Raw genomic sequence first — 25,991 nt, 5'->3', positions numbered from 1 at the left:
GGTCCCGTGCAGGACCCCATGACCGACGGGGAATTCGCGGGCCGCACGGCCCTGGTGACGGGCGGATCGCGCGGCATCGGCCGGGCGATCTGCCTGCGCCTGGCGGCGAGCGGCGCAAAGGTGGCGGTCAACTACGCCGCCAACCGGGAGGCGGCCGAAGAGACCCGCGCGGCCATCGAGGCCACCGGGGGCACAGCGGGCGTCTACATGGCCGATGTCGGCGACCGGGCGGCAACCGAGGCGATGTTCGACGCCGTCGAGCGCGAGCTCGGCCCGGTCGACCTGCTGGTCACCAACGCCGGCATCGCCCGCTCGGCCGACGCGCTTTCCATGACTGCCGAGACCTGGCACGAGATCATGCGGGTCAATCTCGACGGCACCTTCCACGCCGTCTGGCGCGCCAAGGACGGCATGGTCGAGCGCGGCTTCGGCCGGATCGTCTGCATCTCCTCGGTGCTCGGCCTGGTGCCGAACCCGATCGCGACCGAGCGCATGTTCGCCTACGGCACGTCGAAGGCGGCGATTATCGGTTTCGTCCGGCAATGCGCCGCCGCGCTCGGCCCGGCGGTGCGGGTCAACGGCGTCGCGCCGGGCTATGTCGAGACGGACATGACGGCCGACGTGTCGGAGGAGGCGCACGAGCGGCTGACCGCGGCAGCGGCCCTCAAGCGCTTCGGCCAGCCGGAGGAGATCGCCGAACTGGTCCACTTCCTGCTGAGCGAGCGCTCCAGCTTCACCACCGGCCAGACCCACATCGCCGACGGCGGCTACAAGTTCGTGCCGTAGCGCAGCGCGCGGCCTACTCCAGAACCGGCTCGGCCAGCGCCCAGGCGTCGCGCGGGTCTTCGATCTCGACGACCCAGAGGTCCGGGTCATAGCCGCGCTGGCGGGCGATATAGGCGTCGGCGTCGGCCTCCGGGACCGGATCGTCGCCGGTGCCGCGCCGCCAGGCCCGGCCGCCGTCCGGCGACGTCGTGGGCACATAGACGGTGCAGCCGGCGTCGAACCGATTGTGCTTGATCAGGATGGCGCCGGCATGCTCGTCGCCCCGGCGCACCAGGTAGGCATCGATGCCGTTGACCCGGCAGCGCCGGATTTCCGCATCGACCCAGATCGCCGCCTTGATGCGGGGGATCATGGGCGGGCTGATTCAGGAAACCCGGATTGTCACCCCGGCCGACCGGAGGGAGAGCCGGGGTCCAGAGCGGCAGGCACGACGTTTACCTGTGGCTCTGGACCCCGGATCGTCGCTCCGCTCCGTCCGGGGTGGCACGGATGGGGATTGGCAGGAGGAAGGCAGCGGGTTTCGCACAACGCCCCTAAATCACCCCGCCGGCGCGCAGGGCGGCGATCTTCGCGGCGTCGTAGCCCAGGCCTTCCAGCACGCTCCCGGTATCTGCGCCCAGGCCGGGCGCCGGACGGGCGGGGGCCGGTTCCGCGGTGCGTACCGGCGGCGCGACCAGCCGGTAAGGGCCGTCGGCCCCGTGCTCCACGGTCTGGAGCCGGCCGGTCTCGGCGACATAGGGGTTGTCCAGCGCGGCGGCGATATCGTTGACCGGCGCGGCCGGCACGATGCCGGCGAAGCGCGCCAGCCAGTCGGCGGTGGTGCCGGCCTGCAAGGCCTCGTCCAGCATCCCGGTGATCAGGTCGCGGTTCTCCAGCCGGTCCGGGAAGCGCCGGAAGCGCGGGTCGTCGGCCCAGTCCGGCCGGCCGACGGCGCCGCACAGGGCGGGCCAGAACTTCTCCTTGTTGCACATCAGGAAGATCCAGCCGTCCGCCGTCCTGTAGAGTTGGCAGGGCGTGAGCGACGGATGGGCCGAGCGCGGCAGTCGCGGCTGGTTGAAGCCCGCGTTGAGATACCAGGCCGCCAGATAGCCCGTATTGTGCAGCGCGACGTCGAACAGGCTGACGTCGATATCCTGCCCCTGACCGGTGGCGCGTGCGCCGGTCAGTGCGGCCAGCAGGGCATAGGCCATCGCCAGACCCGTCATCATGTCGACGATGGACAGGCCGAAGCGCGACGGCGCGCCCTCCGGCTCGCCGGTCAGGGCGAAATAGCCGGCCTCGGCCTGCATGACATAGTCGAAGCCCGGCCAGGCCGCGCGCGGTCCGTCGCGCCCGTAGGCCGAGAGATGGGCGCACACGATCTTCGGGTTCGCCGCCTTCAGATGCGCGTAGGTCAGGCCCAGCTTCTCCGGCACGTCGCCGCGCATGTTGCTCGCCAGCGCATCGGCGGAGCGGACGAGGTCGTGCAGCACCGGCCGCGCCTCCGGCCGACTCAGATCGAGCGTGAGGCTCTTCTTGTTGCGGTTGAAGCTGTGGAAGAACTGGCTGTCGCCCGACGGGAAGAAATAGGGGCCGACGGTGCGCGCCATGTCGCCGCCGTCGTTCGGGTTCTCGATCTTGATGACCTCGGCGCCCTGGTCGGCGAGGAACATAGTGCCGAACGGCCCGGCGCCGTATTGCTCGACCGCCAGCACGCGCACCCCTTCGAGCGGCAGCATGGCGGTTACACCGGGTTCCGCGCGATCAGCTGCCTGGCTATGATCAGGCGCTGCAATTCGTTGGTGCCCTCGCCGATCGCCAGCAGCGGCGCGTCGCGGTAGTAGCGCTCGATATCGAATTCGGTGGAATAGCCGTAGGCGCCGTGGATGCGCATGGCCTCCAGGCTGTTCTCGACCGCCGCCTCGGTGGCGTAGAGCTTCGCCATGCCGGCTTCCATGTCGCAGCGCTCGCCCCGGTCGTAAGCCTGCGCCGCCGCACCGGTCAGCAACCGCGCCGCCTCGACCCGTGTCGCCATGTCGGCGAGCTTGATCTGGATCGCCTGGTGCTCGGCGATCGGCTTGCCGAAGGTCTTGCGGATCTGGGCGTACTCCACGGCCTTTTCGAGGCAGACCCGGGCGATGCCGACGCCGCGCGCCGCCACGTTGATGCGGCCCAGTTCCAGGCCGGCGAGAATCTGCTGCAGGCCGCGGCCTTCCTCGCCGCCGACCAGGTTGTCGAACGGCACCTGGCATTCGTCGAAGATCACCTGCCCGGTATCGACACCCTTGTAGCCCAGTTTCTTCAGCCGGCTCGTTTCGACGCCCTCGCCCTGCTCGACCAGCAGCAGGCTCATGCCCCGGTGGCGCGGTTCGGCCTCGGAATCGGTCTTGACCAGCACGGCGAGGATATCGCCCTCGACGCTGTTGGTGATCCAGCTCTTGGTGCCGTTGACGACATAAGCGTTGCCCTTGCGCTCGGCCCTTGTGCGCACGGCCTGGAGGTCGGTGCCGCAGTCCGGCTCGGTGAGCGCGATGCCGCCGCGCAGTTCGCCGGTCGCGAATTTCGGCAGGTAGCGCTGCTTCTGCTGCTCGGTGCCGAAGCGCTGGACTGCCGCCGCCATGATGAGATGCGAGTTGATGATGCCGGAAATCGACATCCAGCCCGCCGTGATCCGCTCGACGATTGCCGAGTAAGTCACCGCCGACAGGCCGAGGCCGCCATATTCCGGCGCGATGGTGGCGCCGAACAGGCCGAGCTCCTTCATGTCCTCGACGATGGCGTGGGGGTATTCGTCTTTCGCTTCGAGATCGTGGGCGACCGGCAGGATGCTGCGCTCGACGAAGCGGTCGATGGCGTCGAGGATGGCGGCGTCGCCATCGTTATGGGGCGCGTTCATGGTCAGGCCGTGGCGACTCCGGCGAGCCGGTCGTCGACGCCGAAGCCGCGCCTGGGCACGAGCATGGAGCGCCGGTAGGTCATGAAGACGGTGCCGTCGGCCTTCGTGCCCGTCGTGCTGGCGGTCACGATCCCCTGGTTGGGCCGGGACTGCGACTCGCGCTTCTCCAGCACTTCGGATTCGGCATAGATCGTGTCGCCGACGAAGACCGGCGCGGTCAGGCGGATATCGGTCCAGCCCAGGTTGGCGATCGCCTTCTGGCTGAGGTCGCTGACGCTCATTCCGGCGACGATGGAAAGGGTGAGCGCGCTGTTCACCAGCAGCTTCCCGAACTCGCTGTGCTTCGCGTATTCGGCATCGAAATGGATCGGGTGGGTGTTCATGGTGAGCAGCGTGAACCAGGTGTTGTCGGCCTCGCTGATCGTCCGGCCCGGGCGGTGCTCGTAGATGTCGCCGACCGTGAAATCCTCGTAGTAGCGGCCGGCGGATTCGCGGAACCGCCCGGCGGCGACCTCCTCCATCGTCGCGATCATGCCGCTTGACCGGCCACCGCGCGGATTGCCGATTCCCCGGCCGAGAGCCGGAGCACGGCGGAAACGTCCCCGGCCGTTTCCAGCGCCAGCAGGCCGTCGGCGAAGGCCTCGAGATCGGCAGGCGCGAGATACGGCGCGGCCAGGCCGTCGAACTTGGTGCGCAACTCGTCCTCGGTCAGGAAATTGCCCGGCTCGCCCTTCGGCACGGCGACGAAATCCTCGAAGGCACCGGCCGAAGTCGTCACCTTCACCGCGCCGGCCAGGTTGGCCGGATATTCGGCTTCGGCCCGCGGATCGGCGACCGGCCGAACCTTGCGGCACAGCGCCATCGCCTTTTCGTCGCCCAGCAGCGGTCCGTAGTCGTCCCACACCAACCCGCCGTTGATCAGGGCGGCAGCGGCGACGAAGGGCATGGAGAACTGGCCGTCGACGATGCCTTGCGGGTTCTGCTTGTCGACGAGCGGGTCGGCGACGATCTTCCAGCCGGTCTCCGGCAGGCCGACCTCGATCTCCTGCACGTCCTCCGGCCGGAGGCCGTGCTGCGCGCGCAGGCCGATGATCGCGTCCATCGCGGCATGGCCGTAGCGGCAGGACGGATAGGGCTTCACCGCGATCTGCATGGTCTCCCATTCCGCGCCGAGGCCGGCGATTGCCTTCGCCGGATCCGGGTCCGGCGCGTGGCTGGCGAGGAAGCCGGCCTTGCCCTCGAAGGCCTGGGCCGGGCCGCGATAGCCCTCGGCCGCCAGGGTCGCCGCCATCAGGCCGCACATGGCGGCGTGGCCGACATGGGAGCGCTTGGTCCAGGCGCCGTCGGCGAGGAACTGCATCGAGCCGGCGGCCTGGCTGAGGCAGATGCCGAAGGCGCTCTCGATCTGCCCGGCGTCGAGGCCCAGGATGTTGCCGGCCGCCGCCGCCGCGCCGAAGGCGCCGCAGGTCGCCGTGGGGTGGAAGCCGCGTTCGTAATGGTCGCTCGGGCCCAGCGCGAGGCTCAGCCGGATCTGGACCTCGTAGCCCGCGACGATGGCGGCGACTGTCTGCGCGCCGGATGCGCCGGCCTCTTCCGCCGCGGCGAGCGCCGCCGGGACGATCGGCGCGCTGGCGTGGATTGAGCCGCGGGCGTGGGTGTCGTCGAAATCCAGCGAATGGGCGAGCGCGCCGTTGATCAGCGCCGCGCCGGCCGCCGTGTAGCGCTCCGGATCGCCGATAACCGTCGCCGCGCCGCCCGTCATGCCGAGGCGCTTTACCGCCGCGACAAGGCTTTCGGTCGATTCGGCGTCCCGCCGCGCGCGCAGGGCGATGCCGAGCGTGTCGAAGAACAGCAGCTTGGCGCGGCGCGCGACTTCCGGCGGCAGGTCGCTGTAGGTCAGGCCGGCGGCGAACTGCGCCGCGGTGCGGGTGACGGGTGACATGGGAAGGCTCCCCGGTCGTCGGTTTCGTTCGGCTGCCCGACCATACCATGCGGGCTGGATCGTTCGACCCTCTTTGTCTGTCGCAGGACCCGGCTTGCCTTTCAGGCCGGCGGCAGGGCGACGCCGAAATGCCTTTCGAGGATATCGGCGATCAGCTCATAGCAGGCGCCGACGCGCACGACCTCCAGGGTCATCACGTTGAGCAGGGTCGAGGACGCCCTGTAGGGATGGTATTTGCGCAGGCCGTGATCGATGACGAGATCGGCAATGCCCGCGATCTCCGGCTCGATATCCTCGACCCGGAACTTGGTGCCGGTAAGCGACAGGTTCGCCGACGAGCCGAACAGGGGATGGCCCTCCTCCCGGCTCAGGCGGCAGATCTCCCGGTGAAACGGGCCGGCGTTGAGCAGCATGACGACGGTGCCGTCCTTCTGGCTGGCGGCGACCGCCTCGCGCGGCAGGGCCGCGAGCAGCGGATGATCCATGCGCGCCGGCGCGATGGCGCCGAGCGGCAGGTCGTAGTCCTCCGTGATGCAGGCGACGATCTCGGCGCCGCGCCGGTCGACGACATGGACCGCGCGGTGGATGGCGTTATCGGCCACCATGGCGTTGAGCTTTGCGGGCGCGCGCCGCTTGGCCTCGAAGATCCGCTTCAGCGCCGCCGCGCTGCCGCCGATGATCGAATAGCCGACGTCCATCGGCAGGATGCCGATGCCGCCGGCGGCGATGACATCGAAGGCGCGCCGTGCATCGCCGGCGATATCCGGTCTCGCCATGGTTCTTCGCCTCTTCGTCTGCCGGCCTCCGCCGCGGGCCTTGTGCAATTGCGCCGCCGCCCTATTGTGGCGCCGCCCCGAACGGATCGGGGCGCAGCAGGGAGGTACAGGGTGTTCGACGGCCGACCCATCGCGGAAGACGCAGCGCGCATTTTCGAGACCGTCTGCAACGGCGGCGTCGCGATCTTTCCGGTCAGCGTCGGCTACGCCATTGTCGGCCATGAGGAGGAATCCGTCCAGCGCATGTACCGCGCCAAGGAGCGGCCGTTCAGCAAGCCGTGCGGCAACTTCTGCGACTGGCAACTGTTCACCGAAGCGATCCGGGTGCCGGACCGGGCGCGCGACGTCGTGAGCGCCGTGATCCACGATCACGACCTGCCCTTCTCCATCGTCGCGCCGTTCGACGAAAGCCACCCGTTGATCCGCAGCCTGCCGCCCTTCGCGCTGAAGAACGCGACCCTCGCCGGCACGATGGACATGCTGCTCAACGCCGGCCCCCTGCACGACGAGATCGCCCGGCTGGCGCGCGAGAACGCCTATGCCGTGATCGGCTCGTCGGCCAACCGCTCCGGCACCGGCAGCAAGTTCGTCTACCAGGATATCGAGGCGCAGGTGACGGCGGCGGCCGACCTCTCGGTCGATTACGGCCTGACGCCGTTCCACAACGACAAGGGGCTCGGCAGCTCCATCGTCGACCTGATTTCCTGGGAGACCATCCGGGTCGGCGCCGCTTACGACGAGATCTGTCAAATTCTGCGCGACGGCTTCGATATCGACCTCAAGGCCGTCACGGCCGCGAAAGGAAACTGACTCATGGACCGCGAAATCGCCGACCTGCAAACGAAGCTCGAAGACGCCTTCGCCGCCGCGACGGCGCTGTACCGGGAGCGCGGCTTCCAGCGCCGCATCGGCTTCGGCCGCAAGCCGGCGCTGATCAACGTCGACCTCGCCAACGCCTGGACCCGGCCGGGCTATCCCTTCACCTGCGAGGGCATCGACGACCGGATCATCCCGGCAACCCGCCAACTGATCGACGCCTGCCGAGAGAACGGCCATCCGGTGGTCTACACCACGGTCTGCTACCAGAACCCGGACCCGGACGACCCGCGCACCGACATGGGCCTGTGGCACTACAAGATCCCGATCGAGATCGCCGACCAGAAGAACGAGGACATCTGGGCGATCGACAGCCGGATCGCGCCGATCGACGGCGAGCAGGTCATGATCAAGAAGCGGGCGAGCGCCTTCCACGGGACGTATCTCGCCGGATACCTGCGCGCCGCCGGGGTCGATACCATCCTGGTCACCGGCGTCACCGCCTCGGCCTGCGTGCGCGCCACGGTGACCGACGGACTGGCCGAGGGCTTCCGCCCCATCGCCGTACGCGAGGCCATCGGCGACCGCATTCCCGGCGCCACCGAATGGAACCTGTTCGACATCGACGCCAAGTTCGGCGACGTCGAACCGCTGGAGGCGTGCCTGGCGTATCTGAGGTCGGTGAATTTCAGGAACGATTGAGGGGGCGGCGGCGGTGAATCGCTCCGCGCCCAAGACGCTGCGACATTCCATTATCGATAAACGTGCCGCCCTGGACGGCCGAAGGCCGATCCGGGGCCCAGTGCCGACCCGAGAATCCTGCGCCCGTGGCTCTGGTCCCCGGATTTCCGCTGCGCTCCATCCGGGGTGGCACGGCGGGATTTATTGGCGCGTTGAGGCCAACGACTTGGCGTCGCTTAGCCGCTGCGAGCGGCGCGAAGAGCCGGCGTCGGATTTCTGTCCCGCCTTCGCCGCATCGCCTCGGCGTCGTCCTGCGCCTGCTGTACGGCGAGGTCCCGCTCGGATGTTGCGTCGAGAACCGCATGATCGACCCGTCCCGCGGGCAGGCTGCGCGGATCGTCAGGGTCAATCACGATTCGCTTTGTACTCATTGTCCCGAACTTTCTTCCTGTTGCCCTTGCGGGCCGGGATGAGGCGTCCCTCGATACGGCGCTGAAGCGCCTACTCGGGATGAGGGCGAAACTAATACTTCTCCTCATCCTGAGTAGCCGCCGGAGGCGGCGTATCGAAGGGCGGGGTTGGGGAAGGTCCGCCCCCTACTCCGCCGCCAGCTTCATCGGCTGGGCCTGCATCCATTTCTGGAAGACGGGCTGGCGCGGCGGGTCGAGGCTGGTGTCGGCCTTGCAGCGGGCCTTGAGCTCCTCGACCGTGCCGCCGGTGTCGAACAGGGCGACGTCGCCGCGCTCGGCGGCCATGCGGCTGCGCAGGGTTTCGGTCTCGCGCGCGTCGACGCTCAGATCCTCGTTCAGCACCACGCCGTAGCGCCGGGCGCCGTCACGCGTCACCAGCCCGCGCTTCGTATCGAGCGCCACCTGCTCGGCGCTGCGCTCCAGCGGGTCGCCCCAGCCACCGCCGCCCCAGGTGTTGAAGTAGAGGGTGTCGCCGGGCTCGACATGGACGCGGTCGGCCTTCGATTCCATCCACTGCTCCGAGCCGTCGGCGCGCACCATCAGCTTGGTGCTGCGCCGGCCCGGCAGGCCGCCGTTGACGCCCCAGGGATGGGTGAGCCAGCGGTCGTCGTGGATCGAGATCTCGCCCGGCTCCAAGAACTGGTAGCCCATCGAAAGCCCGTTGCCGCCGCGGTGCAGGCCGGGCCCGCCGCTGTCGGCGATCGTCTCGTATTTCACGATGCGCAGCGGGAAATAGGCCTCGAGGAACTCGTTCGGCACGTTGGTGAAGGAGGGCCACAGGGAATGGCCGTCCGGCCCGTCGCCCGCCGGCCGGCCCGGCACGCCGCCGAAGCCGATCTGGTAGAGCTGATACCATTCGCCGGACTTGTCGTAGCCCGAATACATGAAGTGCGGGCTGTCGGAGAAGCCGGCTGCACACAGGGCCTCGGGCGAGCCCTGGCCGAGCAGGCCGCTCATGATGTCGAAGATGCGCGCCAGCATATGGGTGCGCGAAGACAGCGCGGCCGGGCGGATCGGCTTCAGGATGGTGCCGCGCGGAATGCGCACGTCGACCAGGTCGTAGAATCCGTCGTTGAACAGGATCTGCGGATCGAAAATGTTGATGAAGAAGGAGCCGAGGAACATTTTGAACATCTCCTCGTTGAGGAGAAAGTTCACCGAGCTGATCGACTGCGGATCGGTGCCCTCGAAATCGAAGATCACCTTCTCGCCCTCGCGCCACATGGTGCAGGCGACCTTGTAGGGCCCCATGCCGAGGCCATCGTCGTCGATGAAATCCTCGAAATAGCGGCGCGATTCCGGAATCACCATCTGGAGGATCGCACTCATCGCCCGCTTGTTGCGGTCGAGCATCTCGGCCATCGCCGCGTTGAGCTCGTCGACGCCGAAGCGCTCGGCCATCTCGTGCACCCGACGCTCGGCGAGGCGCAGGGCGGCGACGACGGCGTTGAAATCCGAGCGGTTCCAGTCCGGCAGGCGGCAGTTGCGCAGGATGAGTTCGAGGATCTCCTCGTTCAGCTTGCCCTTGCGGTAAATCTTGACCGGCGGGATCTGAATGCCTTCCTCGAAAATCTGCGCCGCGTCGGTCGGCAGGCTGCCCGGCACCTTGCCGCCGATATCCGTCATGTGGCCGAACATGGCGGCCCAGGCGACGATCCGGCCGTCGATATAGATCGGCATCATGGTCAGCCAGTCGTTGAGATGGCTGATCGCGCCGTTGCAGGAATAGGGGTCGTTGGTCAGGAAGACGTCGCCTTCCTCGATCTCGCCGTCGTAACCCTGCTGGAAACCCCAGAAGAACGAGCCGAACTGGCCGACCACCATCTTGCCGTCGGCATTGGCGATCATGGGGAAGGCGTCGTGCTGCTCGCGGATGCCGGGCGACATGGCGGTGCGGAACAGCACGGCGTCCATCTCCGTGCGCGCGTTGCGCATGGCGTTCTCGATGATGTCGAGGGTGACGGGATCGACGTCGACCTTCTTGAACGGGGCGGTATTGGTCTGGATCAGGCGGGCTGGCATGGCTGCTGTCCTCCCTATCGGCCGTTCATCGGGCGGATGAGGATGTTGCCGACCTCGTCCACGGCGCCGGTATGGCCATTCAGAATCAGGGTCGTCGAATCCATCTCGGTGACGATGGCCGGCCCGGCGATGCGGTCGCCGGCCTTGAGCAGGGCGCGGTCGTAAATCTGCGCCGGGTGTTCGCGGCCTTCGATATAGACCCGCGTCTGCTCGCGGACGGCGCCGGAGGCGTCTCCGGTGCCCTGCGGCAGCTCCTCGGCCGTCGCAGCGCTCTCCCGGCCCTGCACCAGGGCCCGCAGATTGTAGGATTCGTGCATGGTGTCGAGCCGGAAAGTGAAGAGCTGCTCGTGCAGCTCGTCGAAGCGGCGCGCAACCTCGCGCAGGCCGCCCTGGGCAAAATCCTCCGGCGTGATGTCGACCGTGAGCTGCATGCCCTGGCCGTGGTAGCGCAGGTCGATCTGGTAGAGCGCCGACTGCTCGCTACTGGGCACGCCTTCGGCATTGAGCGCCTCGGCCGCCTGCCGGGCCAGTGCCTCCAGCGCTTCGGCGACCTCGGCGTCCGTCGTCTCGTCGAAGCGGCGCACGAAGGTGCGGGAAGCTTCGTCGCGCACCCGGGTCGTCGCATCGCCGTAGGCGCACAGCACGCCCGGGCCCGGCGGGATGATGACCGGCCAGGAATTCATCAGCCGGCTGAGCGCGTTGGCGTGCAGCGGGCCGGCGCCGCCGAAGCCGATGAGCGCGAAATCGCGTGGGTCGAAGCCCTGCTCGACCGAGACTAGCCGCAGGGCGCCGAACATGTTCTCGTTGACGATGTTGACGATGCCTTCGGCCGCGGCCTTGAGCGGCAGGTCCATCGCCTTCGCGACCTTGCCGACCGCCTCCTCGGCGGCCCGGTAGTCGAGCGCCATCTCGCCGCCGAGCCGGGCGCCGGACGGCAGATAGCCCAGCACGACATTGGCGTCGGTCACGGTCGGCTCGTCGCCGCCCCGGCCGTAGGCCGCGGGGCCCGGCTCCGCCCCGGCGCTCTGCGGCCCGACGCGCAGCGCCTTCGTCAATTCCGGCACATAGGCGATCGAGCCGCCACCGGCGCCGACCGTGCGCACATCGACCGACGACGCCCGCACCGTCACGTCGCCGACCCGGGTCTCGCGCCGCGTCTGGGCGACGCCTTTCTGGATCAGCGCGACATCGGTCGAGGTGCCGCCCATGTCGAAGGTCAGCAGATTGTCGTAGCCGGCCTGGCGGGCCATCCAGATGGCGCCGGACACGCCGCCGGCCGGGCCGCTCATCAGCAGGTTGACCGGGGTCGCCTTGGCGGCGTCGGCGCTCGCCAGGCCGCCGTCGGAGCGCAGGATGTGCAACTGCACGCCGTTCATGCGCCGGTCGAGTTCGGCGTTAAGGCTCTCGATATAGCGGGAGACGACCGGGCGGATGTAGGAGTTCACGACCGTCGTCTCGGTCCGCTCGTACTCGTACATCTCCGGCACGACCTCAGAGGAAATCGAGATCGGCACGCCGGGCAGGATCTCCTCGGCAATGCGCCGGATGCGCTGCTCGTGGACGCCGCTGGCATAGGCGTTCATCAGCGAGACGGTCAGCGCCTCGATGCCCTCGCCGCTTAGCCTCTTAAGGTCGCGGCGCAGCGCGTCCTCGTCCAGCGGCTCGACGATTTCGCCCTTCGCCCCGGTCCGCTCGTCGGCCTCGATGGTCAGTTCCAGCGGCGCCAGGGGATCGGCCTTGTTGAAGATCACCCAGCCGCCGAGGCCGCCCGGCACATAGGAGCGCGCAATCTGCAACGTCTGCTTGTAGCCCTTGGTCGTGACCAGGCCGACCCGCGCGCCGGTCTGCGTCAGGATCGTGTTGGTGGCGACCGTGGTGCCGTGCATCACCGCGCCGATATCGGTCGGCCCGATCCCGGCGTAGCCGCAGATGCGCTCGATGCCGTGCAGCACACCCTGGGCGGAGTCCTGCGGCGTCGAGGGCACCTTGGCGGTCCAGGCGTGGCCGGTCTCCTCCTCGATCAGCAGCAGGTCGGTGAAGGTGCCGCCGACATCGACGCCGAGCCGGTAGCCGCCGCCGACGGCGGTGCGCCGGCGCGGCCGGGCCATGGGCGCCGGACGGCGCTCGGCGACCGCACTGCCCGGCCCGGAGCGGGCCTCGCGCGCCTCGATCGCAGCGCCGTCGCCATTGCCTCGGCCGACCTCGGGAACGAACCGTCCGTCGCCGTCGCCGGGCGGCGGCGCAGGCGCCCGCGCTTCGATGCCGTCGCCGTTCGGGCGGGCGGGCGGCATCGGCGAGGACGGTTCCGCAGGGGCCGCTGGCCCGCCGGGTTCCGGGGCGCGGGCGGTCGCCTCGCCGTTGCCCAGCTTGTCGATCTGCTCCTGCAGATCGGCGAGTTTGCTGTCGAACCAGTTTGTCAGATCGCTGCCGGAACTGCTCATCGGGCGTCTCTCGTCATTTCGGCTCGTGGCGGTTGCGGCCGCGCCACGCTTCGAGCCAGCCGATCACCGAATCCGCGTCGGTAATATCACAATAGCGCCGGCCGATGTCGCGGAGATTATCGCGGTGCGGCGCTTCATGATGGTCGCCGACGCAATCCTCCGGAACGATGGTCCGGAAGCCCCACTGGAAACTGTCGACCGCGGACGCCCGCACGCAGCCGCTGGTCACGCAGCCTGTGACGATCACAGTATCGACCCGCTCTTTCGCGAAGAATGCGACGAGCGGCGTCTGGAAGAAGATCGACGCGCCGGACTTGCAGAAGGCGACATCGTAGGACGGATCGTGGATGCGCGGATCGAGCTGCGTGGACGGATGGCCGTGCACCAGGTCTTCGATCACCGCCTGGACCTTCCAGTAGGGCCGGTCCCGGCCGGTCGCCGAATAGGCGGTATAGCAGGAGGCTATGGGCACATTCGCCCGGCGCGCCACGTCCAGCAGCCGCGCGGTATTGCCGACCGCGCGTTCGATCAGCGGTGCGCCGCCCAGCGCGTATTGCGGCTCGGTGAAGGCGGTCTGGAAATCGACGACGATGACGCCGGGCCGGCCGCCATAGCCGATCCCGGCCGCGCCATAGGTCCGGTCGACATAGGTTTCGCTCGATGGGTCGGTCATGGTTTCCTCCGGCAGCGGCGGGCGCCAGAAAACCAGATTGCCGGCGGAGAGTCCAAGCCGTTTGGAATTCAGGGGCGAACAGGCTAACGTCCGGCCGCCGCCGCCCGACGGCATACCCTGGACGGAGCTTCGATGGACGCGAGGTCGACCGCTTTTCTTGAAGTCATGATCGGCATCGCCGTTGTCGGCCTGCTGGCCTTCCTGGTGCTGCTGTTGGCCGGGCGCATCCGCATGGCGACGTCCGCCGGCGCGCGCCAGCTCAACATCCGCTGGCCGCAGATCGTTCTGGCGCTCGTCCTGCTCGTCGCCGTCGCCCTGATCGTCGTGTGGCAGTTTCCGCCGCTCGACGGCGACCCGGCGCAGGCGAAGGCCGGCCGGTGGCGCAGCGACCCCGACGCGCTCGCCTTCTTCATCGTGATGCTGGCGGTCGCCGGCGGTGCGGTCCTCATCTTTCTGGCAACCCTGGTCATCCGGGCCCATCCGCGTCTGACCGCGCAGCCCGCCGACGGGGAAGAAGCGGCGGAGGCGACGGCGCCCGCCACAGTCGAAGCGCCGTCCGCGGCGCGGCTGTTCGGCCTGCTGCTGCCGGTCGCGGCGATCCTGCTGCTGTGCTGGATCGCCCTCAAGCCCGAGCAGCAATACGCGATCGTGCTGTATCTGCTGTATCCGGCGTCGTTCGCGGTCGCGCTGGTCATGCTGTTCGACAAGGCGACCCGGTCGTGGAGCGCCAAGAACGGCGGCGAATCCTTCCGCGAATGGCTGCTCTGCGACCTGTTGGTCTTTTTCCTGATCCTCGGTTTCCTGAACCTGCTGGAGTCGACGGCGGGCGCCAAATACGAGTCGCTGATCTGGGACATGCTGCATCTGGCGGCGTTCTTCCTGGTCTTCTGGCTGCTCGACCGCCGGCTGACGCGGCTCCGCTTCCTGGCCGCCTACCTCTACCTGACGCTGCTGCCGATCCTGCTGCTGATCTGGCGTGCGATGCAGGGCGTCCCGGCAGCCAAGGATCCGTCCTGGTGGGACACGATCTGGCCGGTCTTCTCCCTCGGCGTCATCTTCTTCATTCTGGAGCTGATCGCAGTGATCGCGTCGCGCGACCGGGACAAGCAGGCCGTGCCGGCGATCAAGGACGGCCTCTATGTCGTCCTCGTCGGCATCGCGCTGGTCGCAGCGGTCCCGGCGGCGGAAGGATAGGAAGCCCATGACGGACCTGACATGGATGCCGATTGCCGACCTGGCGGAGAACATCCGGAAGAAGCGGGTTTCGCCGGTCGAGGCGGTGCAGGCCTGCCTCGACCGGATCGAGCGGCTGAACGACGGGCTGCGCGCTTTTATCTCGGTCTATCCGGACCTGGCGCTGGCCGACGCCCGCGCCGCCGAGGCTGCGGTCATGGCAGGCGACGATCTCGGCCCGCTGCACGGCGTGCCGCTGGCCATCAAGGACCTGTTCGCCGTGCGCGGCATGGCGCGGACCTGCGGCTCGCGCCTGATTGCCGAAGGTCCGGGCACCGCGGACGCCGAATCCGTCGCCGCCCTGCGCACGGCGGGCGGCATCGTCGTCGGCCTCGCCAATCTGCACGAATTCGCCTTCGGCCCGACCGGGATCAACCCGCATTTCGGCACGGCGAAGAATCCGTGGGACCGCAGCAAGGTGTGCGGCGGATCGAGCAGCGGATCGGGCTGCGCCGTGGCGGCCGGACTGGTTCCCGGCGCCATGGGCACGGATACCGGCGGTTCCGTGCGCATCCCGGCGGCGTTGTGCGGCATCGTGGGCCTGAAGCCGACCCACCTGCGCGTCAGCCAGCAGGGTATCTATCCGCTCGCCGGCGAATTCGATACCGGCGGACCGATGACCCGCTCGGTCGCCGACACCGCCCTGATGATGCAAGCGCTCGATCCGGAAGGCGGGTTTGCCGGGCATCGGGCAAGGCCGTCGCTCGAAGGCATCCGGATCGGCGTTGCGGAAACCCTGTTCGACAGCGCCGTCGATCCGGATATCGACAGGCACTGCCGGGCAGCCATTGCCGTTCTCGAAGCGCTCGGCGCGGAGACCGAGCGCCTCGACCTGCCATTCGCAGACGATGCGGTGGCGGCCTGGACGACGATCTCCCTCGGCCGGGTCTACGCCCTGCACGGCGCGCGCGCCGAGGCGGCGGACACCAAGCTCTCGCCCAGCGTCCGCGAACGCGTTCTCACCGGCCGGGACATATCCTCAGCGGATGTCGACAAGGCACTGACGATCCAGCAGGCAGTGCAAGCGCAGGTATCGGACCTCATGCAGCGGTTCGACGCCTTCGTCCTGCCGACGACGCCGATTCCGGCGGTCGACGCCAACGACGGGCAGGGCATCCTGGACGGCGCCCCGGTGGACGGTACGGCGGCGCTCGGGCGGTTGGCCCGCATGGCGTCCTTCACCGGCCAGCCGGCGGTCTCGGTTCCCAGCGGCCTGACATCCGGCGGATTGCCGGCCGGGCTGCAACTGATCGGCGACTGGAACGCCGACGCGAAACTGCTCGAAATCGCGGCCTGCTATGAAGCCGCGGGCGGCTGGGCCGGCCGGCGCCCGCCGATGGCCGACGCGGAAGAAAAGCGGGCAGGCTAATGCCGATTTGCCTAACCCTTCCGTCTTCGGCTATTCAGCACGATCCGGCGCGGAAGGCATTGCGGCCGGCCGGCCATGGCAGCAACGGGGGTGAGCGATGAGCGGTTGGGGGTGGTTCTGGACGCTCGTCGGCTTCCTCGTCTACATCGTCGTCCTGATTTTCCTGTTCTTCTACAAGCCGTTCGAAGAACTGTTCAATTTCATCATCGCGGACACAACGTTCGACAACGTCGTATTCTGGGCGGCGCTGCTCACCGGCATCGTCGGCTTCTGCGGATATCACTGGCGGGCCTACCGGCTGCACATCGTCGAACAGCGCAGCATGGAAAACATGGTGCTGAGTTCGCTGCGCGGCTCGACCTTCATCGCCATCCTGATCGGCGCCGGCGCGACGCTGCAATCGGTCCAGACCCTGATCGTCTACCTGGTGCGCGAGCCGGTCGTCCTCGGCCCGGACCTCGGCAAACGGATCGCCGCCGTCCTGGCGCTGATCGTGCTGACCGGCGTGTTCTCGATCATCTTCTGGCTGCTGCGGCTGGTGCGCTTCCACACCGAACGCGCCTGACCTGCCGGCGCGGCTTTTCGGTTTGCGGTTTCCCCGTTGACTTGTATGGTGTGACAGGTTGCGCCGCTTCGCAGCGCGCCGCACCGCCATGGGGCGGAAAGCGGCGGCGGGGCGGGCCAACCCCGTTTTTCTCTAGGGAGGAATCCAAGAATGACCATGCCGAGAAAACCGACATTGCACGAGATGAAGACCGGCCTGTCGCGTCGCCGTTTCGTGCTGACAACCGCAGGCGCCGCCGCGGCCGGAACCATGACCGGTGCGCCGGCCATCGTCTATGGCGCCGAATCTGTCCGGACCATCGGCCTCGGCGTCAGCATCATCAACGAGATCCAGAGCCGGGCGTCGAAGGACACCGGCGACAAGATCCGCGGCCAGGCGCTCGGCTACGGCGCCATGGTCGGCAAGATGCTGAACCAGAACGACCAGTACGAGGTCGCCGAAGGCTACTTCAACGACATGGATCTGATGATCCCGGCGAAAGTCTGGCAGCCGATCGACACCAAGCGCATCAAGAACTGGGACAAGGTCTCGAACCTGACCAAGACCGGCCGCCTGACACCGGGCTCGAGCCTGGGACAGGGCGATGCGCCGTTCCGCCATCTCTGGCTGAACGCGGACGGCAGCCGGGCCGACGGGCCGTCGCGCTACATCTCCATGCTGCCGGGCTGGCACAACGCCGATTCGATCGGCTACAACCCGGAGGAGACCGGCCGCAAGATCGAGAGCTGGGCCGAGCTGTTCCACGCCGACTTCAGGGGCAAGGTCGCGCTGGTGAACGCGCCGCAGATCGGCACCATGGACGCCGCCATGGCCGTCGAGGCCATGGGCCTGATGAAGTTCGGCAACAAGGGCGACATGACCCGGGCCGAGATCGACCAGCTGGTCAACTTCCTGATCAAGAAGAAGAAGGAGGGCCATTTCCGCGCCTTCTGGGAAACCTTTGGCCAGTCGGTCAACCTGATGGTGAGCGGCGAAGTCGCGATCCAGAGCATGTGGTCGCCGGCGGTTACCGCCGTGAAGGCCGAGGGCGTGCCCTGCATCTACGCGGCGCCGAAGGAAGGCATGCGCGGCTGGCACGGCGGCTGCGCCATCTCCGCCAAGGTCACCGGCAAGAAGCTTGACGCCGCCTATGAGTATCTCAACTGGTGGCTGGACGGCTGGGGCGGCGCCTTCGTCGCCCGCCAGGGCTACTACATGTCGGTGTGGAGCAACGTGAAGGACCATCTCTCGCAGGAGGAATGGGACTTCTGGTACCTCGGCAAGCCCGCCGCCAAGGAGCTGAACGATCCGTTCGGCACGCCGATCGTCAAGAAAGGCGAAATACGCGACGGCGGTTCCTACGAGGCGCGCTTCAAGAATATCGCGGTCTGGAACTCGCTCATGAAGGAGAACGACTACCTCGTGAAGCGCTGGACCGAGTTCCTGAGCGCCTGACGGGCTTAGACACGCCGGCCTTCAGGGCCGAAGCGGCAAGGCAGGGGCGGGGCCGGTTCCCGCCCCTGCGGCGCCGCCCCGATCCTTCCCCTTTCGTCCGCCCGGCCGCCCCGGCGGGCGTCGCTTGACGCCGCCATGCTTCAGACCGCGCCAGCGCATGCAAAACAGCATCACCGCGGCCTGATCGGCGACCAGCCGGCGCCGCCGGCGATGGACATCGTCCGCGTCAAGAAGACCAAGCGCGACCAGATGATCCATCCGGGCTGGCTGGTCGCACCGGCAAGCCTCTGGCTGATCGTCTTTCTCGTGGTGCCGCTGATCGGCATCGTGGTGTTCAGCTTCTGGACGCCGGTCAGGGGCGGCATGACGCCCGACTTCACGCTCATCAATTTCGGCAACTTCTTCCGCCAGGAAGGGTTCTTCGACCCCGAGCACCGCAATTTCCTGAAGCTGAGCATTTTCATCACGACCCTGTGGACGACCTTCCGCTTTACATTCACCGTGATGGTCGTCTGCCTGATCATCGGCTACCCGATCGCCTTTTTCCTGGCGATGCAGGTCAAGAATTTCAAATGGCAGCTTGCGCTGTTCCTGGTCGCCATGGTGCCGTTTTGGACCAGCTACCTGATCCGCGCCGTGGCCTGGCTGCCGATGCTCGGCCGGCGCGGCCTGTTCAACAAGATGCTGATGAATCTGGGCGTCATCGACAAGCCGAGTTCTTTCTTCCTGTATTCCGAGTTCGGCTACACGATGGCGCTGGCGCAGCTTTATGTCGTGCTGTGCGTCGGGCCGATCTTCTTTTCGCTCGCCAAGATCGACAAGGATATCCTGGAAGCGGCGCGGGACATGGGGGCGAGCAATTTCCAGGTCTTCCGTGAAATCATCCTGCCGCTGTCCCTGCCCGGCGTCGCCATCGGCATGATCTTCCTGTTCGTCATGCTGATGGGCGAGTTTGCCACCGCCGTCGTGGTCTATGGCGGCAAAACCTCGACCACCGGCACGGTGATCCTGAACTACTACGGGACCGCCAACTATCCGTTCGCGGCCGTGAACGCGATCATGCTGATGATCGCGATGATGATCGGCGTGTTCTTCATCCTGCGCGTCGTCGACATCCGCAAGGAGCTGTAGGCGATGGCACGCTGGACCAGGCGGAGGACGAAGGCGCTGGCCGTGAAGACCGGCTTCAGCGTCTATTACATCCTGTTCATCATCTTCATTTTCGGGCCGATGATCGCGATGTTCGCCCTGTCCTTCCAGGGCCGGCGCGGCGGCACCAGCTTTCCCATGCGCGGTTTCAGCACCTACTGGTGGGAAAAGCTGCTGGAGCCGTCCTCGATCGGCGACCTGCAGGGCGCGCTCGCGCGGTCGATCATCCTGGCGCTCGTCGTGATGGTCATCACGGCGCTGTTCTCGACCATGCTGGCGATGGCGTTCCGGCGCAAGTTCCGGGGCTCCAACCTGCTGTTCTACACGATCATGCTGGGCCTGATGGTGCCCGGCGTGCTGCTCAGCCTGGGCCTCGCCACCCTGTTGCAGCAGATCGGCATTCCGCCGGCCTGGTGGTCGTCGGGCCTGGGCGTCCATGTCGTCTGGACCCTGCCGTTCGGCTTTCTCGTGATGATGGCGGTGTTCAACCGGTTCGACAGCAGCTTGGAGGAGGCCGCCCGGGACATGGGCGCCGGCGAATGGACGGTGTTCCGCGAGATCACCCTGCCGCTCATCCTGCCCGGCATCGTCGCCGCCGGCCTGTTCGGCTTTACCCTGTCCTACGACGAGTTCGCCCGGACGACCCTGCTGTCGGGCGAGTACAATACCCTGCCGCTGGACATTAACGCCTCGATGACCCAGCGCATCCGACCGACCCTGTTCGCGCTCGGCACTGCCTCCACCATCTTCTCCTTCTGCCTGATCGGGCTGTTCATCGTGGTCTACACCATCCTGTACCGGCGGGCGCGGTAATAGCCGGACACGCCGGGCCGGAACGATTGCTGGCGCCGCTACAGCGATCGCCCGATAATATATTTCATGATCTCGTTGGTGCCGGCGTAGATCCGGTGCACGCGGGCGTCCGCCCAGGCCCGGGCGATCGGCGTTTCCCACATGTAGCCATGCCCGCCATGGAGTTGCAGACATTCGTCGAGCACCCGGTCTGCAAGTTCCGTGGCCGCGAGTTTCGCCATCGCTGCGAGTTCTGCGCTCAGTTCGTCCGCGGCCAGCAACCGGATCAACCGGTCGACGAAGGGGCGCATGGCCGTGCAGGCCGTCGCCAGTTCGGCGAGCTTGAACTGGGTGTTCTGAAAATCGAAGACCCTCTGGCCGAAGGCGGTTCGATTCTTGGTGTAGGCGACGGTCTGCTCGAGCGCGACCTCGGCGATCGTCATGGACCGGACGGCGGTGACCATCCGTTCGCGGGCCAGGCCGTGCATGAGCTGGCTCCAGCCCTGCTCCGAAGCGCCGAGCAGCGCCGATCCCGGCAGGCGAACGTCGTCGAAGAAGAGTTCGGCGGTGTCCTGCGCCTTGTTGCCGATCTTTTTCAGATTCCGGCCGCGGGTGACGCCGTCCGAATCGAGCGGCACGACAAACAGGGATACCCCCTTCGCACCGCGGTCCGGATGGCGGTTCGCCGCCAGGAGAATGTAATCGGCGATGTGGCCGTTGGTAATGAAGATCTTGGAGCCGTTCACGAGGAAGCCGTTGCCGGACTCCGTTGCGCGGGTCCGCAGCGCGGCGAGGTCGCTGCCCCCGCCGGGCTCGGTCAGTCCGATGCAGAAGATCGATTCCCCGGCCGCCATCGCCGGCAGGATTCTGCGCTTCTGCTCCCCGGTGCCGTGGGCGGCGATCATCGGCGCGATGATGTGTCCGTGCATGTCCCAGGCCGGCGCCGCGAGGCCGTATCGGCCGAGTTCCTCTATGACGATGGCGTCCCAGAGGAAATCGCCGCCGGCGCCGCCGTATTCCTCGGGTATGCCGGTGCCGAGCAGACCCATCTCGCCGGCCCGCAGCCAGATATCCCGCGGCGTATATCCGGCTTCCTCCCAGTCCGCGTAATGCGGGACGACCTCGGCTTCCAGAAACGACTGCACGGAAGCGCGGAACATCTCGTGGTCCGGCGAGAACAGCGTGCGGGGCGGGTCGGTCGGCATGGTCATGGTTCGTCCCGGAAAACTTCGAGGAGGATTTGGCGGCGCGTGGATTCCGAAACCCGCCTTCGCAAAATCGGGCTGCCGGCGATCCGGCCCGGTGCCACACCCGTCGGCCCGGACGCCTTCACCCTTCATACCACGAAACCTCCCGGACGACCCGGCGCACCGCCTCCGGGCTGTCGCTTGATTGCATTGCTGGCACCCCGTATATCCCGGGATGCACGACGCGGAGGGAAGGGCCATGGCGAGCATCACGATCCGAAGACTCGACGACGACGTGAAGATCCGTCTGCGCATCCGGGCGGCCGGGAACGGCCGGTCAATGGAAGAAGAGGCGCGGGTGATCCTGCGCGAAGCGGTGAACGACAAGAAAGAGCGCCCCAAGGACCTGGCTGAATTCACCCGGGAATGCTTCGCGTCCCTCGGCGGTCTAGACCTCGAACTGCCGCCGCGCGGGCCGATGCGCGATCCGCCGGACTTCAGGTGAGCCGGATCGGATGTTTGTGCTCGATACGAATGTGGCATCCGAACTCATGCGGCCGGCGCCTGCGCCGGCGGTTACGGCCTGGGTTGCGCAATGGGATGCAGAAGACCTGTTTTTGACTGCGGTCGGCGAAGCAGAACTGCGCTACGGCATCGCCATCCTGCCGGTCGGCCGACGCAGAAACTCGCTTGAAGCTTCGATCACCCGGTGGCTCAACCTGGGATTTGCCGAGCGCATTCTGCCGTTCGACAGCGCCGCCGCCCGCGCCTATGCGGAAATTGCCGCCGTTCGCCGATTCGCCGGCCGGCCGATCGGCGAGACGGACTGCCAGATCGCCGCGATCGCCCGCTGCCGAGGCATGGCCGTAGCGACGCGCAACGTCCGCGATTTCGCCGATATTGGCGTCGAGGCAATCGACCCTTGGACGGGCGTGTAAGAACACCGGCCGCGGCGAAACCCGTCGGTCGTTTCGACCGAAGCCCTGGACCCAACCCTGGGCGGAGCGGAAAAACGACTGTCTGGGAGGCGGGCGCTTTTTCCCGGCCCGCTTAAGGGTTCTGCTCCAGCAGCACCCCCGCGTCGGCGGGCCAGCAGATGGTCTCGCGCTCGCCGGGATCGTACATGCGGTCGTGGACGCCGCGGTGCTGCTCGACCGAGACGTAGGCCTCCGGCGCAATCTCGAACACGTCGGTCTCCAGCGATCCCCGGAACTCGGTGGTGACGTACTTGCCCTCGACCCGGTTCGCCATGTCCGGATGGTCGCCGGTGTGCATCAGGTCGGCGCGCACCGAGAAATGCGCCTCGCGGTCGACATGGACGGTGGCGATATAGTCCGGCACCCGGACGTAGAACATCTTGCCGTGGGCCTCAACGAGCACGATGGAGCCGGAACGCGAGCGCACAATGCCCCGGATCAGATTGTTGTTGCCGATGAAGGAGGCGACGAAGCTGGTGCGCGGCGACTCGTAGATTTCCCGCGACGTGCCGGTCTGCTGGATCAGTGCGTCGCTCATCACGATCACCTTGTCGGCCATCGACATGGCCTCCTCCTGCGAATGGGTCACCATGATGAAGGTGATGCCGGTGTCGCGCTGAATCTTCTTCAGCTCGATGATCATCGACTGGCGCAGATTGTAGTCCAGCGCGCCGAGCGGCTCGTCGAGCAGCAGCACCGTCGGCTCGCTGATCAGCGCCCGGGCGAGTGCGACGCGCTGCTGCTGACCGCCGGAGAGATCGTGCGGCCGGCGGTCGGCGAGCGGCGTGAGGCCGACCATGTCCACCATATCCCGGGTCCGGCGCGCCCGCTCCTCCCTGGGCACGCCCTGCATCTTCAGGCTGAACTCGACATTCTGAAGCACGTTTCGGTGCGGGAACAGCGCGAAACTCTGGAACATCATGGAGGTGTTGCGCTGGGACGGCGGCAGGTCGGTCACGTCGGTGCCGGCGAGCCAGATTTTGCCGCTGGTCACTTCCTCCAGCCCGCCGATCATGCGCAGGGTCGTCGTCTTGCCGCAGCCGCTCGGCCCCAGCATTGCGACGAACTCGCCGTGCCGGATTTCACAGTTGAAGTCGATCACCGCGCGTACGTTGCCCGGAAAGGTCTTGTTCACCCCCTCCAGGACGACGTCGTGGTCGGTCATCGGCGGTTCCGCCGTCGCATCGGCAACGGTTCCTCCGGCCCGGCGAGCGCTTCGGTCAGTCGGTCCTTTCCGTCAGCGCGCTCAGCAGCGACCAGATCGTCTCGAACGGCACGTCGGCGAAATCGCCTTCGGCTACGACCTGTTTGAGCAGGCCGACGGCGCGCTGCTGCGCCGGATCGCTGCCGGCCGCCTCTTCCAGCTTGCCGACCGCCTCGCCGAGCGGCGCCTGCCGAGCCGCCGCGGTGCCCAGTTCGCGCTCGACCAGAACCTTGAGTTGCCCGTGGGTCTGGAGCAGAAGGCCGCTGTCCGCCGGCCGGCCGAACAGGCCGCGCAGCCCGTTGGCGTTGAAGCGGTCGCGCAGGCCGTCCGGCATCGAATGGGCCAGCCCCTCCATCGCCTCGCCCAGGCCGAAGCCGGAGTTGAACAAGCCGCGGATCGTGTCCATCGTGCCGTCGTTGCTACCGCCATACATGCGGATATGCGCGCCTTCCAGGGCGTTGCCCATGGCCTTTGCCTGGTCGATATGGACGTCGCGCTCCGCCTCGATGAAGAGCTTCGAAAGCTCCAGGAACATTGCGGCCTCGTTGTACTTCTTGAGCGCGTCGGCCTTGGCCTCCATGCCGGCCGCCTCGGCCTTCAGCTTCTCCTCGGTCCGCTGGACGCGCAGCGCCTCGATCTCCATTTCGGCCCGGCCGCGGGCGCCGGCCTCGCGCTCGACGCCCTCGGCGGTGATCTTCTGCGCCTCGCTGTTGGCGTTGGCCTTGGTCAACGTGGCCGCGGCCTCGCGCTCCGCCGCCTGCTGGCGCGCCTCGGACTGGGTCACCATGTGCATGCTGGCGATCTGCGCCTTGGCCTCTTCGGCGATCCGCTCGGCCGTGGCCTGCTTCTCGGCTTCGATGCGCCGGATTTCCTTTTCCGTCTCGGCGTCGGCGAGATGGCCGGCGGCCTCGGCGGCATGGGTCGCGCGGACACGGTCTGCGGTCGTCGCCAGCCGGCCCGCTTCGGCCGCCTCCAACTCCCGCGTCTTCTCCTCCAGTGCGATCTCCCGGTTGCGCTCCTCGACTTCGCGCGCCAGGAAGCGCCGGATATCGACCGCCTCGCGTTCCTGCTCCTTGCCGATCAGGGCGATTTCCCGCTCCCGCTCCTCCAGTTCGACGGCGAGCAGGCGCTTGATCTCGGCGGCCTCCTTCTTGGTGCCCTCGTCGATGATCGCCGCGTCTTTCTCGATGCGCGCCGCCTCCAGGGCGCGTTCCTTGTCGATCTCCTCCTGCTGCACGGTCCAGCGCTGCTCGATGATGAAGCGCTGGGATTCGCTCATCGTCCGCGCCTTCTCGTTGGAGACTTCCTGCTCCTGGTTGGCGGAGGCGAACTCCTCCTCCTTGTCCAGTTCCAGCAGGTTCAGCCGGGTCGCGAGGCTCAGCCGGCGGGTCTCCAGCGCCGCCTGTTCGGCCGCTTTGTGGCGTTCGATGCGCGCGGCTTCCTCCTCGGCGGCCACAGCCGTCGCCTGGGCGATGTCGGCCTTCTGGCGCTCGACCTCCTTCTGGATCAGGCCGATCTGCTTGTCCTTCTCCGCCTTCTCGCGCGCCAGCGCGCGGTCGATTTCGGCCAGCTCCTCTTCCTTGGCCTTGGCGATGATGGCGATTTCCTTGTCGCGGCGCTCCTGCTCCAGCTTCAGAGCCTTCTGGATCTCCGACGCCTCGCGCTTCTGGGCCTCTTCCGTGATCGCCAGTTCGCGGTCGGTGCGCATCTTTTCGAGCTCGACCTCGTTGCCGATCTCCTGCTCTTCCACCGCCTTGCGCTGATTGAGGATGAAGACCTGCTTCTCGCGCATCTGCAGGGCTTCCTCGTTGGAGACCGCCTTGTCCTGGTTGGCGCGCGCGGTCGCCTCCTGGCGCTCGATCTCGAGCAGTTCGAGCTGGGTATCCAGATCCTTCTGCCGGATCGCGACCGTGGTGCGCTTCTCGGTGTCGTGGACCTTGCGCCGCGCGTCGCTGGTGATCTCGGTGATGATTTTCAGGCCTTCGGCGTCGAACACGTTGTCGGTCTTGAAATGCTCCTTGCCGGTCTGTTCCAGGGTGACGACGGTGACCTCTTCCAGCGTCAGGCCGTTGGCGTTGAAGCTTTCGGTCACGTTGGCCTTGATCGCCTCGGCCATCGCTTCGCGGTTCTCGTGCAGTTCCTTGAGCGACTTGGTGGCGGCATAGCTGCGCAGGGCGCCGACCACCTTGGCTTCGAGCAGGCTGCGCACCTTCTCCGGATCGAAGGTTTTCTCGCCCAGGCTGCGCCCGGCGGTCAGCAGTTCCTGCTCGGTCCGGCCGACATGGGTGTAGAGTTCCGCTCCGACGTCGACGCGGACGTTGTCGTGGGTCAGAATCGCCTGGTCGCGCGAGCGGCTGACGATCAGCTTGATCGTCTCGAGCGAGACCCAGGTCACCTCATGGAAGACGGGCAGGACGATCGCGCCGCGGCCCAGGCACACCTTGGTGCCGAGGAAGCCGGTGCGAATGAAGCCCATGTTCGACGGCGCGCGCTTATACACCCAGATCGACAGGATGTAGATGATCGCGACGACGATGATCGCCAGCACGATGCCGACGATGATGTTCTCAACCATGCTTCCGCCCCTCCGTGTCGGGCA

Annotated in this window: 23 protein-coding genes; 11 read left to right on the top strand and 12 right to left on the bottom strand. The window is 67.3% G+C overall.

What is annotated here, in order from left to right:
• Positions 1-18 precede the first annotated feature (18 nt).
• Positions 19-786: a 3-oxoacyl-ACP reductase FabG gene (locus OXM58_16865; protein ID MDE0150036.1), complete on the top strand. Its 768-nt coding sequence runs from the start codon at positions 19-21 to the stop codon at positions 784-786.
• A 13-nt stretch (positions 787-799) separates the two neighbouring features.
• On the opposite strand, the gene OXM58_16860 is transcribed toward OXM58_16865, so the two are convergent.
• The 6 genes from OXM58_16860 to OXM58_16835 form a co-directional block, all read right to left on the bottom strand.
• Positions 800-1,138, bottom strand: a complete 339-nt coding sequence (locus OXM58_16860; GenBank protein ID MDE0150035.1) for a DUF1491 family protein — start codon at positions 1,136-1,138, stop codon at positions 800-802.
• A gap of 181 nt (positions 1,139-1,319) precedes the next feature.
• A complete protein-coding gene (locus tag OXM58_16855; protein ID MDE0150034.1) occupies positions 1,320-2,504 on the bottom strand; it encodes a CoA transferase in 1,185 nt (394 codons plus the stop codon).
• A gap of 5 nt (positions 2,505-2,509) precedes the next feature.
• Positions 2,510-3,661: an acyl-CoA dehydrogenase family protein gene (locus tag OXM58_16850; GenBank protein ID MDE0150033.1), complete on the bottom strand. Its 1,152-nt coding sequence runs from the start codon at positions 3,659-3,661 to the stop codon at positions 2,510-2,512.
• Between the two features lie 2 nt (positions 3,662-3,663).
• Positions 3,664-4,194: a MaoC family dehydratase gene (locus OXM58_16845; protein MDE0150032.1), complete on the bottom strand. Its 531-nt coding sequence runs from the start codon at positions 4,192-4,194 to the stop codon at positions 3,664-3,666.
• Positions 4,191-5,603, bottom strand: coding sequence for an MmgE/PrpD family protein (locus OXM58_16840; protein ID MDE0150031.1), 1,413 nt, complete (start codon positions 5,601-5,603; stop codon positions 4,191-4,193). Before OXM58_16840 ends, OXM58_16845 begins: the two co-directional genes overlap by 4 nt.
• A gap of 101 nt (positions 5,604-5,704) precedes the next feature.
• On the bottom strand, positions 5,705-6,379 hold the full coding sequence (locus OXM58_16835) for a Sua5/YciO/YrdC/YwlC family protein (protein ID MDE0150030.1): 675 nt from the start codon (positions 6,377-6,379) through the stop codon (positions 5,705-5,707).
• Positions 6,380-6,490: 111 nt separating this feature from the next.
• Between OXM58_16835 and OXM58_16830 the strand changes: the two genes are divergently transcribed.
• Together OXM58_16830 and OXM58_16825 are read left to right on the top strand one after the other, a co-directional pair.
• Complete coding sequence (locus tag OXM58_16830; GenBank protein ID MDE0150029.1) at positions 6,491-7,189, top strand: Sua5/YciO/YrdC/YwlC family protein; 699 nt, start codon at positions 6,491-6,493, stop codon at positions 7,187-7,189.
• A gap of 3 nt (positions 7,190-7,192) precedes the next feature.
• Positions 7,193-7,897 (top strand): isochorismatase family protein, encoded by a 705-nt coding sequence (locus OXM58_16825; GenBank protein MDE0150028.1) that lies wholly within the window; start codon positions 7,193-7,195, stop codon positions 7,895-7,897.
• 575 nt (positions 7,898-8,472) lie between these two features.
• Here the strand turns inward: OXM58_16825 and OXM58_16820 are convergent.
• From OXM58_16820 to OXM58_16810, 3 genes are read right to left on the bottom strand one after another with little or no spacing between them, the layout of a single operon-like run.
• Positions 8,473-10,368, bottom strand: coding sequence for a hydantoinase B/oxoprolinase family protein (locus OXM58_16820; protein MDE0150027.1), 1,896 nt, complete (start codon positions 10,366-10,368; stop codon positions 8,473-8,475).
• A gap of 14 nt (positions 10,369-10,382) precedes the next feature.
• A complete protein-coding gene (locus OXM58_16815; protein MDE0150026.1) occupies positions 10,383-12,809 on the bottom strand; it encodes a hypothetical protein in 2,427 nt (808 codons plus the stop codon).
• Positions 12,810-12,822: 13 nt separating this feature from the next.
• Positions 12,823-13,482, bottom strand: coding sequence for an isochorismatase family protein (locus tag OXM58_16810; GenBank protein MDE0150025.1), 660 nt, complete (start codon positions 13,480-13,482; stop codon positions 12,823-12,825).
• Between the two features lie 132 nt (positions 13,483-13,614).
• Between OXM58_16810 and OXM58_16805 the strand changes: the two genes are divergently transcribed.
• From OXM58_16805 to OXM58_16780, 6 genes are all read left to right on the top strand, one after another.
• Positions 13,615-14,676 carry a hypothetical protein gene (locus OXM58_16805; protein ID MDE0150024.1) on the top strand — a complete coding sequence of 354 codons (1,062 nt, stop codon included), beginning with the start codon at positions 13,615-13,617 and terminating at the stop codon, positions 14,674-14,676.
• A 7-nt stretch (positions 14,677-14,683) separates the two neighbouring features.
• Complete coding sequence (locus OXM58_16800; protein ID MDE0150023.1) at positions 14,684-16,084, top strand: amidase; 1,401 nt, start codon at positions 14,684-14,686, stop codon at positions 16,082-16,084.
• Positions 16,085-16,181: 97 nt separating this feature from the next.
• Positions 16,182-16,649 (top strand): hypothetical protein, encoded by a 468-nt coding sequence (locus OXM58_16795; GenBank protein ID MDE0150022.1) that lies wholly within the window; start codon positions 16,182-16,184, stop codon positions 16,647-16,649.
• A 150-nt stretch (positions 16,650-16,799) separates the two neighbouring features.
• Positions 16,800-18,083 (top strand): extracellular solute-binding protein, encoded by a 1,284-nt coding sequence (locus OXM58_16790; protein ID MDE0150021.1) that lies wholly within the window; start codon positions 16,800-16,802, stop codon positions 18,081-18,083.
• Positions 18,084-18,218: 135 nt separating this feature from the next.
• Positions 18,219-19,214, top strand: a complete 996-nt coding sequence (locus tag OXM58_16785) for an ABC transporter permease (protein MDE0150020.1) — start codon at positions 18,219-18,221, stop codon at positions 19,212-19,214.
• A gap of 3 nt (positions 19,215-19,217) precedes the next feature.
• Complete coding sequence (locus tag OXM58_16780) at positions 19,218-20,045, top strand: ABC transporter permease (GenBank protein MDE0150019.1); 828 nt, start codon at positions 19,218-19,220, stop codon at positions 20,043-20,045.
• Positions 20,046-20,083: 38 nt separating this feature from the next.
• Here the strand turns inward: OXM58_16780 and OXM58_16775 are convergent, their stop codons facing one another.
• Positions 20,084-21,235 carry an acyl-CoA dehydrogenase family protein gene (locus OXM58_16775; GenBank protein ID MDE0150018.1) on the bottom strand — a complete coding sequence of 384 codons (1,152 nt, stop codon included), beginning with the start codon at positions 21,233-21,235 and terminating at the stop codon, positions 20,084-20,086.
• Positions 21,236-21,470: 235 nt separating this feature from the next.
• On the opposite strand from OXM58_16775, the gene OXM58_16770 reads away from it, so the two are divergent.
• Together OXM58_16770 and OXM58_16765 are read left to right on the top strand one after the other, a co-directional pair.
• Complete coding sequence (locus OXM58_16770; protein MDE0150017.1) at positions 21,471-21,716, top strand: plasmid stabilization protein; 246 nt, start codon at positions 21,471-21,473, stop codon at positions 21,714-21,716.
• A 10-nt stretch (positions 21,717-21,726) separates the two neighbouring features.
• Positions 21,727-22,149: a type II toxin-antitoxin system VapC family toxin gene (locus tag OXM58_16765; protein MDE0150016.1), complete on the top strand. Its 423-nt coding sequence runs from the start codon at positions 21,727-21,729 to the stop codon at positions 22,147-22,149.
• A 112-nt stretch (positions 22,150-22,261) separates the two neighbouring features.
• Here OXM58_16765 and OXM58_16760 read toward each other — a convergent pair whose 3' ends face one another.
• On the bottom strand, positions 22,262-23,353 hold the full coding sequence (locus tag OXM58_16760; protein MDE0150015.1) for an ABC transporter ATP-binding protein: 1,092 nt from the start codon (positions 23,351-23,353) through the stop codon (positions 22,262-22,264).
• Positions 23,354-23,408: 55 nt separating this feature from the next.
• Positions 23,409-25,967 (bottom strand): SPFH domain-containing protein, encoded by a 2,559-nt coding sequence (locus OXM58_16755; GenBank protein MDE0150014.1) that lies wholly within the window; start codon positions 25,965-25,967, stop codon positions 23,409-23,411.
• Positions 25,968-25,991: the final 24 nt, after the last annotated feature.

It is taken from the genome of Rhodospirillaceae bacterium, from assembly GCA_028819475.1.
Lineage (GTDB): Bacteria > Pseudomonadota > Alphaproteobacteria > Bin65 > Bin65 > Bin65.
This window is presented reverse-complemented; position numbering and strand designations above follow the sequence as displayed.